This is a genomic window from Pseudomonas sp. DR 5-09 (genome assembly GCF_001655595.1).
GTDB lineage: Bacteria > Pseudomonadota > Gammaproteobacteria > Pseudomonadales > Pseudomonadaceae > Aquipseudomonas > Aquipseudomonas pharyngis.
The window spans coordinates 1894306-1906616 of record NZ_CP011566.1 but is presented as its reverse complement, the minus strand read 5'-3'; the positions used below and the strand labels follow the sequence as shown (position 1 = coordinate 1906616).

13 protein-coding genes are annotated in these 12311 nt (G+C 60.9%); 11 read left to right on the top strand and 2 right to left on the bottom strand.

Going from position 1 to position 12311, the window contains the following annotated elements; translation table 11 throughout:
• Positions 1 to 141: 141 nt before the first annotated feature.
• From PDR5_RS08640 to PDR5_RS08635, 3 genes are read left to right on the top strand one after another with little or no spacing between them, the layout of a single operon-like run.
• Positions 142 to 927, top strand: coding sequence for an outer membrane protein OmpK (locus PDR5_RS08640; RefSeq protein ID WP_064594590.1), 786 nt, complete (start codon positions 142 to 144; stop codon positions 925 to 927).
• 1 nt (position 928) lies between these two features.
• Complete coding sequence (locus tag PDR5_RS29635) at positions 929 to 1270, top strand: hypothetical protein (RefSeq protein ID WP_156669312.1); 342 nt, start codon at positions 929 to 931, stop codon at positions 1268 to 1270.
• 30 nt (positions 1271 to 1300) lie between these two features.
• Positions 1301 to 2086 (top strand): outer membrane protein OmpK, encoded by a 786-nt coding sequence (locus PDR5_RS08635; protein WP_064594588.1) that lies wholly within the window; start codon positions 1301 to 1303, stop codon positions 2084 to 2086.
• A 123-nt stretch (positions 2087 to 2209) separates the two neighbouring features.
• Here the strand turns inward: PDR5_RS08635 and PDR5_RS08630 are convergent, their stop codons facing one another.
• Together PDR5_RS08630 and PDR5_RS08625 are read right to left on the bottom strand one after the other, a co-directional pair.
• Positions 2210 to 3382 carry a patatin-like phospholipase family protein gene (locus tag PDR5_RS08630; RefSeq protein WP_064594586.1) on the bottom strand — a complete coding sequence of 391 codons (1173 nt, stop codon included), beginning with the start codon at positions 3380 to 3382 and terminating at the stop codon, positions 2210 to 2212.
• Between the two features lie 36 nt (positions 3383 to 3418).
• Positions 3419 to 4351: a lipid A biosynthesis lauroyl acyltransferase gene (locus tag PDR5_RS08625; protein ID WP_064594584.1), complete on the bottom strand. Its 933-nt coding sequence runs from the start codon at positions 4349 to 4351 to the stop codon at positions 3419 to 3421.
• Between the two features lie 117 nt (positions 4352 to 4468).
• On the opposite strand from PDR5_RS08625, the gene minC reads away from it, so the two are divergent.
• From minC to PDR5_RS08590, 8 genes are all read left to right on the top strand, one after another.
• Positions 4469 to 5206, top strand: a complete 738-nt coding sequence (minC, locus tag PDR5_RS08620; RefSeq protein ID WP_039769884.1) for a septum site-determining protein MinC — start codon at positions 4469 to 4471, stop codon at positions 5204 to 5206.
• Between the two features lie 169 nt (positions 5207 to 5375).
• The gene (gene minD, locus PDR5_RS08615; protein ID WP_039769880.1) at positions 5376 to 6188 is read left to right on the top strand and encodes a septum site-determining protein MinD; all 813 of its coding nucleotides are present in this window, start codon (positions 5376 to 5378) and stop codon (positions 6186 to 6188) included.
• Positions 6188 to 6442, top strand: a complete 255-nt coding sequence (gene minE, locus PDR5_RS08610) for a cell division topological specificity factor MinE (protein WP_007960071.1) — start codon at positions 6188 to 6190, stop codon at positions 6440 to 6442. Before minD ends, minE begins: the two co-directional genes overlap by 1 nt.
• Positions 6443 to 6533: 91 nt before the next feature.
• The gene (locus PDR5_RS08605; protein ID WP_039769876.1) at positions 6534 to 7169 is read left to right on the top strand and encodes an RluA family pseudouridine synthase; all 636 of its coding nucleotides are present in this window, start codon (positions 6534 to 6536) and stop codon (positions 7167 to 7169) included.
• Positions 7170 to 7215: 46 nt separating this feature from the next.
• On the top strand, positions 7216 to 8316 hold the full coding sequence (locus PDR5_RS08600; protein WP_064594582.1) for a hypothetical protein: 1101 nt from the start codon (positions 7216 to 7218) through the stop codon (positions 8314 to 8316).
• 76 nt (positions 8317 to 8392) lie between these two features.
• Positions 8393 to 9682, top strand: coding sequence for a M18 family aminopeptidase (locus PDR5_RS08595; protein WP_064594580.1), 1290 nt, complete (start codon positions 8393 to 8395; stop codon positions 9680 to 9682).
• Between the two features lie 131 nt (positions 9683 to 9813).
• Complete coding sequence (locus PDR5_RS29825; RefSeq protein ID WP_165369545.1) at positions 9814 to 9990, top strand: hypothetical protein; 177 nt, start codon at positions 9814 to 9816, stop codon at positions 9988 to 9990.
• A gap of 76 nt (positions 9991 to 10066) precedes the next feature.
• Positions 10067 to 12226 carry a mechanosensitive ion channel family protein gene (locus tag PDR5_RS08590; protein ID WP_064594577.1) on the top strand — a complete coding sequence of 720 codons (2160 nt, stop codon included), beginning with the start codon at positions 10067 to 10069 and terminating at the stop codon, positions 12224 to 12226.
• Positions 12227 to 12311 lie beyond the last annotated feature (85 nt).

Sequence of the window (12311 nt, the reverse complement as noted above, 5' to 3'; positions counted from 1 at the left end):
TGTGGGAGCGAGCCTGCTCGCGATTGCGACATGACATTCAACACATCAGTTGACTGAAAGAACGCCTTCGCGAGCAGGCTCGCTCCCACAAGGGGAAGAGCAGCTCTGCGCCTTAAAAATAAAAACAAGAGGGAGCAACAGATGATCCGGACTCAAACCAACGTGTTGTTGGGTGGCGGCCTGCTGGCCGCCTCGCAAGCCATGGCCGGCGATTTACTGCTATGGCAGACCAACAGCCTGAGCTACCTGTACGGCAAGAACTTCGCGATCAACCCGTCGATCCAGCAGACGGTGACGTTCGAGCACGCCGACAAGTGGAAGTACGGCGACAACTTCCTGTTCGTCGACAAGATCTTCTACAACGGCCAGGAAGACCGCAACAAAGGCCCCCACGCGTTCTATGGCGAATTCAGCCCGCGCCTGTCGTTCGGCAAGATCTTCGACAAAAAGCTGGAATTCGGCCCGATCAAGGACGTACTGCTGGCCATGACCTACGAGTACGGCGAAGGCGACAGCGAGGCCTACCTGATCGGCCCCGGCTTCGACCTCAAGGTACCGGGCTTCAACTATTTCACCCTGAACTTCTACCGCCGCCAGACCGAAGGCCCGCGCCCCGGCGACGGCGTCTGGCAGATCACTCCCGGCTGGTCCTACAGCATTCCCGTGGGCAATTCCGACCTGTTGATCGACGGCTATCTGGACTGGGTGGTCGACAACGATCAGAACTCGCGCGGCACCTATCACGCCAACCTGCACATCAACCCGCAGATCAAATACGACCTGGGCAAAGCCCTCGGCTGGGGTGAAAAGCAGGTGTACGTCGGCACCGAATACAGCTACTGGAAAAACAAATACGGGGTCGAAAACACCCACAGTTTCGACACCAACCAGAACACCGCCAGCCTGCTGGTCAAGGTGCACTTCTAAGATGACCCGCAACCGTGCCCCGTACCTGTCGTCGGTGCTCTGTTGCGGGGCACTTGAGGCCTGGCCGTTGAGTCAGTATTCTCCGCGGCCTCCTGAATTCGGTCTAAAAAAAAGCCCGAATTTAATTTCTGACCGAAAAGCCAACTTATCCAGGCTTCGGTCAGTACCGAGGCATCCCGAAAACACGCTCAATCGACTGTTTTTCAGCAGCCGACGGGCGTTTTTTTGCTTTTCGAAAAGCCTTGGCTCAGCTCTTGCTAACAGCATGAAAGCTGACCGGATGGATGATTTTTTGCTGCAACAAAAAAAGGCGCCACACCAGAGCGCCGACTCAAAAAAATAAACGTGGAACACCTACTTTGGGAGCAACCGAATGAAACGTATGTGCACCAGCCTGATGCTTGCGGGATCGCTGCTGGCAGGGGGTCAGGCCATGGCCGACGGCCTGCTGCAATGGCAGAACAACAGCCTGACCTACCTCTATGGCAAGGACTTCCAGGTCAACCCGCGCATTCAGCAGACCGTCACCTTCGAACACGCCGATGCCTGGAAGTACGGCGACAACTTCGTGTTCGTCGACAAGATCTTCTACAACGGCAAGGATGACGGCGGTGTCGGCTCGAACACTTACTACGGCGAAATCAGCCCGCGTCTGTCGTTCGGCAAGATCTTCGATCAGAAACTGGCTTTCGGTCCGGTCACCGACGTACTGCTGGCCATGACCTACGAATTCGGTGAAGGCGATACCGAGTCGTACCTGATCGGTCCAGGCTTTGACCTGGCGATCCCGGGCTTCGACTACTTCCAGCTGAACTTCTACCAGCGCCACACCGAAGGCTCCCGCGCCGGTGACAACGTCTGGCAGATCACCCCGGTCTGGTCCTACACGATTCCGGTCGGCGACTCGAACATCCTGATCGACGGCTTCATGGACTGGGTGGTCGACAACGACTCCAACTCCAAAGGCGATTACCACGCCAACCTGCACTTCAACCCACAGGTCAAATACGACCTGGGCAAGGCGCTGAGCATTGGCGAGAAGCAGCTGTATGTGGGTGTCGAGTACGACTACTGGTCGGACAAGTACGGGATCAAGGACAGCCAGTACTTCAAGACCGATCAGAGCACCACGAGCTTCCTGGTGAAGTTCCACTTCTGATCCTGGTGTCAGTGGCGTCTGAAAGGACGCCTTCGCGAGCAAGCCCGCTCCCACACTGGTTTTGTGTTGTTCACAAAGCCAGTGTGGGAGCGGGCTTGCTCGCGAATGGCGGCACCACAAATCTCAAGCGGGAGCCAACGCCGCGGTTATCCCGAGAAACCGGCACAGCTCATCGCGCTTGGCCAGGGCATCGCGCCGCCCCAGGTCGATCAATTCGCTGCAATACCCCGCCTCGAACAGCAAGTAACTCAACACCCCTGCCCCGCTCGTTTTGGTCGCTCCCGGCCCACGCAAGAACAGCCGCAACGCCGCCGGCAATTCCTGACGATGCCGCGCCGCGATTTCATCGATCGGCTGACTTGGTGAAATCACCAACACTTCCACCGGCGCCACACCCAGAGCGCGGGTCGGCGTGCCTTCGGGCATCAGATGACTGAACTGGTTCAGACGCTGAAGCAGCTCGATATCGCTTTCCAGGCTATCAATGAAGGTGCTGTTGAGCATGTGCCCGCCGATCTGCGCCAGCGTCGGCTGCTGCCCGGTATAGGCGCGCTCCAGCGGTTGCGCCGGATCGAAACCGCGCGGGTTGCCGCTGACACCCACCACCAGCACCCGGCTCGCGCCCAGGTGCAGCGCCGGGCTGATCGGTGCCGATTGCCGCACCGCGCCATCACCGAAATATTCATCGCCGATCTTCACCGGCGCGAACAACAGCGGGATCGCCGAACTGGCCAGCAAGTGTTCCACCGACAACTGCGTCGGCACACCGATGCGCCGATGACGCAGCCAGGAATCGATGGTGCCGCCACCCTGATAGAAGGTCACCGCCTGCCCCGACTCATAGCCGAACGCCGTCACCGCCACCGCATGCAATTGCTTGCGCGCGATGGACTCGGCGATGCCGGGCAGGTGCAGTTTTTCGTTGAGAAGATGACGCAGCGGCGAGCTGTCGAGCAGCGCCACCGGCAGTTGCCGGCCCATGCCCAACAGGCTGTGGCTGACGAAACGACTGGCCTGGCGGATCACTCCCGGCCAGTCGCTGCGCAACACCCGATGGCTGCGAAAGCCTTGCCAGAACAGGGTCAGGCGTTCGATGGCGGCGCGAAAATCCGTAGCGCCACTGGCCAGGCTGACCGCGTTGATCGCCCCGGCCGACGTGCCGACAATCACCGGAAACGGATTGTCCGCCCCCAGCGGCAACAATTCGGCAATCGCCGCCAGCACCCCCACCTGATACGCCGCCCGAGCCCCGCCGCCGGAAAGAATCAAACCTGTGACCGGTTCAGCTGGGCTCATCGCAACGCTCCGTGGTGCTTGTGGGGATGGGTCGAATCAACCGCGTTTGGCGTACAGCTTCGGCTCGCCCGGTGGCCGGCTCTTGAAACGCCGGTGTGCCCACAGGTATTGCTCGGGGCACTCACGCAACACGCCTTCGACCCACTGATTGATGCGGATGCAATCTTCTTCTTCGGTCTCGCCCGGGAAACCTTCCAGCGGCGGATGGATCACCAGACGATAACCGCTGCCGTCCGCCAGACGTTCCTGGGTGAACGGCACCACCAGTGCCTTGCCCAACCGGGCGAACTTGCTGGTGGCGGTGACGGTCGCGGCCTGAATGCCAAACAGCGGCACGAAGATGCTCTGCTTGGCGCCGTAGTCCTGATCCGGCGCGTACCAGATCGCCCGACCCGCGCGCAGCAGTTTGAGCATGCCGCGCACGTCGTCACGTTCCACCGCCAGCGAATCAAGATTGTGCCGCTCGCGGCCCTGACGCTGGACGAAGTCGAACAGCGGGTTCTTGTGTTCGCGGTACATGCCGTCGATGGTGTGTTGCTGGCCGAGCAGCGCCGCGCCGATTTCCAGGGTGGTGAAATGCACCGCCATCAGAATCACGCCCTTGCCTTCGCGCTGGGCCTTCTGCAAATGCTCAAGACCTTCGACGTGGGCTAGTTTCGCCAGGCGCTGACGCGACCACCACCAGCTCATCGCCATTTCAAAGAAGGCGATGCCGGTGGAGGCGAAGTTTTCCTTGAGCAGTCGCTTGCGCTCGGCGGCGGATTTTTCCGGGAAACACAGTTCCAGATTGCGCTTGGCAATGCGCCGCCGGTCGCCGGCGAAGCGATACATCAGGGCACCAAGAAAACGACCGATGGCCAGCAACGCCGGATACGGCAGTTGCACGGTCAGCCACAACAGCCCGAGGCCGCACCAGAGCGGCCAGAAGCGTGGGGCAAGAAATGCTTTTCGAAAACGCGGGCGATCCATTAAAGCTTCCGTAAATACAGTGGCCGCGCATTCTACATCGTTCGACCCGGCTTGCGGCCTGCGGGCGTTCTCGTTATAAGTCTCGGCACTTTTAGTGACAAGCCGTTGTATGCCCACATGAGCCAAACCGAACCGAAAGACCAAGATCCCGTGTTCCAGCTGAAGGGCAGCATGCTCGCCATTACAGTGCTGGAGCTGTCCCGCAATGACCTGGACAGCCTCGATCGGCAATTGGCCGCCAAAGTCGCCCAGGCACCGAATTTCTTCAGCAACGCGCCGCTGGTTCTGGCGCTGGACAAACTGCCGCCAAGCGAAGGCGCCGTCGACCTGCCGGGCCTGATGCGCGTGTGCCGTCAGCACGGCCTGCGCACCCTGGCGATCCGCGCCAGCCGCATCGAAGACATCGCTGCCGCCATCGCCATCGACATTCCGGTGCTGCCGCCATCCGGAGCCCGCGAACGACCGCTGGAAGCAGCCGAACCCGTCGCCCCGAAGAAGCCGGAAAAGCCGTCGGAGCCGGCCGTCAAACCGACCCGCGTCATCACCACGCCAGTACGTGGTGGCCAACAGATATATGCGCAAGGTGGCGATCTGGTGGTGGTTTCCTCGGTCAGCCCGGGGGCGGAACTTCTCGCCGATGGCAACATCCATGTATACGGCCCGATGCGCGGTCGTGCGCTGGCCGGGGTCAAGGGCGACACCAAGGCGCGGATTTTCTGTCAGCAATTGAGCGCTGAACTGATCTCCATCGCAGGCCATTACAAGGTTTCCGAGGACCTGCGTCGCGATCCGATGTGGGGTTCGGGCGTACAGGTCAGCCTGTCGGGCGACGTGTTGAACATCATTCGGCTTTAACGGATACTGCCGCATTTTCCAAGCATCTCTAAAACGTAGCGAAAACGGCTCAAACGAAGTAGGAAAAAGGCCAAAAGCCGAATTCCAGCCAAGGCTGTCCGACTGCAGTAGTTTTCTAGAGATGTTTTTCAGGGGCTGAACAGTCCTTCTTCCTTAGGGGTGAAACACCTTGGCCAAGATTCTCGTGGTTACATCCGGCAAGGGTGGTGTGGGTAAGACCACCACCAGCGCCGCTATCGGTACCGGCCTCGCTCTGCGCGGCCACAAAACAGTGATCGTCGACTTCGACGTGGGCTTGCGTAACCTCGACCTGATCATGGGTTGCGAACGCCGCGTGGTGTATGACTTCGTCAACGTCGTCAACGGCGAAGCCAACCTGCAACAGGCCCTGATCAAAGACAAGCGCCTGGAAAACCTCTATGTACTGGCCGCCAGCCAGACCCGCGACAAAGACGCGCTGACCGTCGAAGGCGTGGAAAAAGTCCTGATGGAGCTCAAGGAACAATTCGACTTCGTCGTCTGCGACTCCCCGGCGGGTATCGAGAAAGGCGCGCACCTGGCCATGTACTTCGCTGACGAAGCGATCGTCGTGACCAACCCGGAAGTGTCCTCGGTACGTGACTCGGACCGCATGCTCGGCCTGCTGGCCAGCAAGTCCCGTCGCGCCGAACGCGGCGAAGAGCCGATCCAGGAACACCTGCTGATCACCCGCTACCACCCGGAGCGCGTCGAAAAAGGCGAAATGCTCGGCGTCGAAGACGTCAAGGAAATCCTCGCCGTACGCCTGCTGGGCGTCATCCCGGAATCCCAGGCCGTGCTCAAGGCCTCCAACCAGGGCGTACCTGTGATCCTCGATGATCAAAGCGACGCCGGCCAGGCCTACAGCGACACCGTTGATCGCCTGCTGGGCAAGGAAAAAGAACACCGGTTCCTGAATGTCGAGAAGAAGGGATTCTTCGAGCGTCTGTTTGGAGGTAGGTAATGAACCTTTTTGACTTCTTTCGTGCCAACAAAAAGCCAAGTACCGCCTCGGTCGCGAAAGAGCGTCTACAGATCATCGTGGCGCATGAACGCGGCCAGCGCAGCACCCCGGACTACCTGCCCTCCTTGCAGAAGGAACTGGTGGAAGTGATCCGCAAGTACGTCAACATCGGCAACGACGACGTGCACGTGGCACTGGAGAGCCAGGGCAGCTGCTCGATTCTGGAACTCAACATCACCCTGCCAGACCGCTGAGTCGATCCGGCAGGAACGACGGCGGCTCAGGGCCCTTCCGACACCGGAGGGGCCCTGAGCCGCCGTTGGCATTTGTTACGAGGCTGTTTTAATGCCGTTGTCCAACGTCCAAATCATTCATCAGGACGCCGCCGTTCTGGTGGTGAACAAACCGACCCTGTTGCTCTCCGTCCCCGGCCGGGCCGATGACAACAAGGACTGCCTGATCACCCGTCTGCAGGAAAACGGCTACCCGGAAGCACGCATCGTCCATCGCCTGGACTGGGAAACCTCGGGGATCATTCTGCTGGCCCGCGACGCCGACACCCACCGCGAACTGTCGCGCCAGTTTCACGATCGTGAAACAGAGAAAGCCTACACTGCGCTCTGCTGGGGTCAGCCGGAACTGGACAGCGGCAGCATCGATCTGCCGTTGCGCTACGACCCGCCGACCAAACCGCGCCACGTGGTCGATCACGAACACGGCAAGCACGCCCTGACCTTCTGGCGTGTGCTGGAACGCTGCGGCGACTGGTGCCGCGTCGAACTGACACCGATCACCGGCCGTTCGCACCAGTTGCGGGTGCACATGTTGTCCATCGGTCATCCGTTGCTCGGTGATGGCCTTTACGCCCACGAACAAGCCCTGGCCGCCTGGCCGCGTCTGTGCCTGCACGCGAGCATGCTCAGCTTCACCCATCCTCAGTCCGGCGAACGCTTGCGTTTCGAATGCCCGGCACCGTTTTAAGCACTGTCGGACCGACAGCTGCCCGATTTATAGGATTTTGTTCCGGATGAGTTGTACTGATTCCCTGGCAACACCCGTCAAGAAGACCCGTCATCAACTGCTCTACCTGATTTACGGCAATCAGGATGTCTACCGGCGCGAAGCCAAGTTCAGCATCCTGACCGCCCTGTCCCAGGCCAAAAACGGCAAGCGCCCGGCGATCAGAATCCTCACTGACCGGCCGCAGGATTACGAAGGCTGGCCGGTCGACACCGTGCTGCTCGACGAAGCGACCCTGGCCCGCTGGCAAGGGCAGAACGGCTATCACCATCGGCGCAAGGCCTGCGCGATCGCCGCCGGCCTGCAACTGGCCGAGAAAACCCTGTTCGTCGACACCGACACCCTGTTCACCAGCCACCCGAGCAGCCTGTTCCAATATATCGAGGCGAATCAGCCGGTGATGGATCGCTTCGAATACGACTGGAAAGACGTCTTCGAGCGACCGGATTACCTGAAGCTCGCTCGCGACCTCAGAGCCCATGGCGTTTGCCCGCAGAACGGTTTCAAGCTCTACAACAGCGGCCTGTGTGGTGTCACCGACCGCGATTCGGCGCTGTTCGAGGAATCGATCCGCCTGATCGATGAATGGACGGCCGACGGATTCGAGATTCACACCATCGAGCAGATCGCCCTGTCCTACGCGATGCGTGAACGGTCGGTGGTGGAAGCGCGCAAACACGTCTACCACTACTTTGCGGAAAAACGCTTCTTCCATGCGATGCAGGCATTCTTCTTCGCTCAGCACGGCGAAAAATTCAGCCAGCGACTGGTGGACCTGTGCACTGACGTGCCCCGGGTCAAACCCTTTCCGTCCGCCTGGCAGCGCCTGAAGATCAAGTGGAAACTGCGCAACCAGAGCGGCGCCATGCGCAAGGTGGGTCGGGATCTGTTGTATGGCAGCGCCGCGCCGGATCACCCGTACTACAGCGCCTGTCGTCATGAGTGGTGGGAATGCGCCTCGCGGGAGATTCTGCGCTGGGACGAGAGCCGTCAGAAAAAGCTTCTGGAACAGAGTCGCTGGCCAAAACAGCTACCCCGTCCGGACAAGCCTGAAGACGAAAAAGTGATCATGAACTACCTGAAAAAACGCGTGGCCGCCGCTCGTTGACGCAAGCGGCACATGTCATGTCCCAAGCATCAGGCCGATGCGTTAAACTCCCGCCCATTGCTGTCTGGAGCTTCTTATGCGCGAAGAGTTGAACCAAGGCCTGATCGACCTCCTCAAGGCCTCCCCTACCCCGTTCCACGCCACCGCCAGCCTTGTTCAACGCCTGGAGGCCGCCGGTTATGTGCGCCTCGACGAGCGCGAAACCTGGCACACCGAAGCCAATGGTCGTTACTACGTCACCCGTAACGATTCCTCGATTGTCGCGATCAAGATGGGCCGCAATTCGCCGCTGCACGACGGCATCCGTCTGGTCGGCGCCCACACCGACAGCCCGTGCCTGCGGGTCAAGCCACAACCTGAATTGCAGCGCCAGGGCTTCTGGCAGCTCGGCGTCGAAGTCTACGGCGGCGCGCTGCTGGCGCCATGGTTCGACCGCGACCTGTCGCTGGCCGGCCGCGTCACCTTCCGCCGCGACGGCAAGGTTGAAAGCCATCTGATCGACTTCAAGGCCCCGATCGCGATCATTCCCAACCTGGCCATTCACCTCAACCGTGAAGCCAATCAGGGCTGGGCCATCAACGCCCAGACCGAGCTGCCGCCGATTCTCGCGCAGTTCGCCGGTGACGAGCGTGTGGACTTCCGCGCGGTGCTGACCGATCAACTGGCCCGCGAGCACGGCCTGAATGCCGACGTGGTGCTGGATTACGAACTGAGTTTCTACGACACCCAGAGTGCTGCGGTCATCGGCCTGCATGGCGACTTCATCGCCGGTGCGCGCCTCGACAACCTGCTGTCGTGCTACGCCGGCCTGCAAGCCTTGCTGACCGCCGACACCGAAGAAACCTGCGTGCTGGTGTGCAACGACCACGAAGAAGTCGGCTCCTGCTCGGCCTGCGGCGCCGACGGCCCGATGCTGGAACAGACCCTGCGCCGCCTGCTGCCGGAAGGTGAAGAGTTCGTACGCACCATCCAGAAATCCCTGCTGGTCTCGGCCGACAACGCCCACGGCGTACACCCGAACTACGCCGACAAGCACGACGCCAACCACGGCCCGAAACTCAACGCCGGCCCGGTGATCAAGGTCAACAGCAACCAGCGCTACGCCACCAACAGCGAAACCGCCGGCTTCTTCCGCCATCTGTGCATGGCCGAAGAAGTGCCGGTGCAAAGCTTCGTGGTGCGCAGCGACATGGGCTGCGGCTCGACCATCGGCCCGATCACCGCCAGCCACCTCGGCGTGCGCACCGTCGACATCGGCCTGCCAACGTTCGCCATGCACTCGATCCGCGAACTGTGCGGCAGCCACGACCTGGCTCACCTGGTCAAAGTACTGAGCGCGTTCTACGCCAGTCGCGAGTTGCCATAGGAAACAGCCGGGATCGCAGCGTCGAGCTGCGATCCCCGGCCTTTAGAACCGGCTCATTTCTGATACACATCAGCACCGTCCATCGAAAACCCACCTAGACTTGAATAATCACCTTCGACAAGGCTGTCGCCATGATCTCGATGTCTGCGTTTCACTCCATGCTTATTCCCATCCTTGGCGGAATGATTCTGCTGGCCATCGGTTTCAACTTCCGTGACAAGAACGCCGGTGTGTTCGCCATGTGGATCGGCATGCTGATGATCCTGGCCACCGTGGTCTACAAGATCCTCGCCAAACTCAACGAATAAATCCGCGCCCGGCTCGCATTGAATCTGGCGGGCTCGTACACTCGCCCGATCCGCCCCTTGCGAGGTTGACCGCCTAGTGTTTGCTCGTCTTTTTGCCCTGCCCTGCCTCCTTCTCGTTTGCCTGATGACCCTGGTGTCGCCGGCGCCTGCCGACGCCGCCAGTCTGCCGGGATTGCTCACGGGCGCCGGCAAGGCTCAGCCCGAAGCTCAGGAACCGCTCGGCCAGTCTCTGGACGAAGTCATCAAGTCGCTGGAAAACGACAAGCAACGCGCCCAGTTGCTGACTGACCTGAAAAAACTGCGCGACGCCACGAAAAAAGCCCAGGCCACCCCGGAAGAAGGGGTGCTGGGACTGATCGGCGGCACCCTCGCCACTTTCGAAAAACAGTTCTCCGGTGCCGACAGCCCGCTCAATCGCTGGTCCGCCGAATTCGACATGGCCAAGGACGAGCTCAAAGGCCTGATGCTGCCGGCCAGCGAATGGCTGCCGATCATCTTCGCCTTCGCCGTGATCCTCGCGGTCTGGAGCCTGCTCGCCGCCGCGCTGATCTGGCTTGGTCATCGGGTACGCATGCGCTTCGGTCTGACCGAAGAACTGCCGCAACATCCCCGAGCCCTCGACATGCTGCGCTTCGCCCTGCGCAAGCTCGGGCCGTGGATGATCGCCCTGGTCATCACCGTGTACATGAGTTACGCGCTGCCATCGTCGCTGGGCAAAAGCCTGGCGATGGTGCTGGCTTATGCGCTGGTGGTCGGCACCTGCTTCTCGGCCATCTGCGTGATTGCCTTTTCCGTACTCGACGGCCCGCACCGCCACCGGGCGCTGTACATCCTGCGCCACCAGGCCTTCCGCCCGTTGTGGCTGATCGGCAGCTTCGCCGCGTTCGGGGAAGCCCTGAGCGATCCGCGACTGATAGCCGGCCTCGGCGTGCACCTGGCCCACACCGCCGCCACCGTCGCCAACGTCCTCGCGGCACTGTCGACCGGTCTGTTCATCCTGCGTTTCCGCCGGCCGATCGCCCACCTGATCCGCAACCAGCCACTGTCCCGCCGCCTGACCCGCCGCGCCCTCAGCGACACCATCGAAATCCTCGGCACCTTCTGGTACGTCCCGGCGCTGGTGCTGGTGGGCATTTCGCTGTTCGCCACCTTCGTCTCCGCCGGCGACACCAGCACCGCCCTGCGCCAGTCGCTGATCTGCACCGTGCTGCTGGTGTTGTGCATGGTGATCAACGGCCTCGTCCGCCGCCATGCCCTCAAGCCTCAACGTGGGCCGAAGCGCCACGCGCTGTATTCCGAGCGCCTGAAAAGCTTCTTCTACACCCTCGCCCATTTGCTGGTGTGGCTGGCCTTCATCGAACTGGGCCTGCGGGTCTGGGGCATGTCGCTGATCGGCTTCACCGAAGGCGAAGGCCACGACGTCAGCGTCAAACTGTTCAGCCTGATCGGCACGCTGATCTTCGCCTGGCTGATCTGGATCCTCAGCGACACCGCCGTGCACCACGCCCTCACCCGCTCCCGCAAAGGCCTGGCCAACGCCCGTGCACAAACCATGATGCCGCTGATCCGCAACGTGCTGTTCGTGGCGATCTTCATCATCGCCCTGATCGTTGCCCTGGCGAACATGGGCATGAACGTCACGCCGTTGCTGGCCGGTGCCGGCGTGATCGGTCTGGCGATCGGCTTCGGCGCCCAGTCACTGGTGGCCGACCTGATCACTGGCCTGTTCATCATCATCGAAGACTCCCTGGCCATCGACGACTACGTCGACGTCGGCGGCCACCTCGGCACCGTCGAAGGCCTGACCATCCGCACCGTACGCCTGCGGGACATCGACGGCATCGTCCACACCATCCCGTTCAGCGAAATCAAAAGCATCAAAAACTACTCCCGCGAATTCGGCTACGCGATCTTCCGCGTGGCCGTGCCGTTCAACATGAGCATCGACGAAGCGATCAAACTGATGCGCGACGTCGGCCAGAAAATGCGCACAGACCCACTGCAACGCCGCAACATCTGGTCGCCGCTGGAGTTTCAGGGCGTGGAAAGCTTTGAATCCGGCAACGCGATATTGCGGGCAAGGTTCAAGACCGCACCGATCAAACAATGGGAAGTTTCACGGGCATTCAACCTGTCGCTGAAACGGCATCTGGATGAGGCCGGACTGGACTTGGCGACGCCAAGGATGAATGTGCAAGTGATCACCGCAGGCGGTGGTGGCCAAACTCAAGAATAGATCCGGAGAATCTGACCGACTTCAGGCCGCCATCGCTGGCAAGCCAACTCCCACCACTCACCACTCACCACGATGAGCGTTAGCT